General features: G+C 67.5%; 1 protein-coding gene. It reads left to right on the forward strand.

Features of this window, described 5'->3' with window-relative positions:
* Positions 1-79 precede the first annotated feature (79 nt).
* On the forward strand, positions 80-634 hold the full coding sequence (locus tag H6A21_RS10755; RefSeq protein WP_204562777.1) for a transposase: 555 nt from the start codon (positions 80-82) through the stop codon (positions 632-634).
* Positions 635-791 lie beyond the last annotated feature (157 nt).

Genomic DNA, 791 nt, shown 5'->3' on the forward strand with positions numbered 1-791 from the left:
CCGCCGATCGCACCAACGTACTTTCACCGATTCGACCAACGGGCTTACGCTCGACCGTGCAGAGACACGGGAGGGCGATATGGAGAGAAACCTGATCGGGGAGATGAACATGATGAAGGAGAGCGGCGCGAAGCCGAACTTCACCGACATCGCGCGGAGGTACGGCGTCGACCGCCACACCGTCGCGAGGTACTGGAACGGGGGCGGCCCGCAGCCGGGCGACGCCCGCGAGGGGCGCGCGAGCGGCTTCGACCGCTACCGCGCCGAGATCGAGGAGAAGGCCTCCCTGCCGGGGATGACGAGGAAGGCCCTGCACGAGTTCCTGCTCGACAGGCACGCCGGCGACGAGCCGCCGGTGCCCGGCTACAACGCCTTCACGCACTACCTGCGCAGGAACGGCGTCGCCGTCGGCAGGGGCCTGCCGGTGGCGCACCCCCGCTTCGAGACGGAGCCGGGGCGCCAGCTGCAGTTCGACTGGAAGGAGGACGTGGTGATGCACGACCGGTCGGGCGCCGAGTACCGCTTCAACGTGTTCTCGGCGACGCTCGGGTTCTCGCGCCGCCACCTCTTCCGCAGGTCGCCCACGAGGACGCGCGACGACCTGCTGGCGTGCATGTACGACACGGCGGCGTGAATCTGCCCCATTCCCGTTGACACACGGAGTTCCGTTTCGGCATGATGCCGTAAACGGGGAAAGGGGGCATAGGATGGGACATCCGTCGCCCAAATATTCGGCCGAGTTCAAGCAGCAGGCGGTGAGGCTGTACAGGGAGCGAGGCGGCACCTACGCC

This window comes from Collinsella tanakaei (assembly GCF_016902615.1).
GTDB classification, from domain to species: domain Bacteria; phylum Actinomycetota; class Coriobacteriia; order Coriobacteriales; family Coriobacteriaceae; genus Collinsella; species Collinsella tanakaei_A.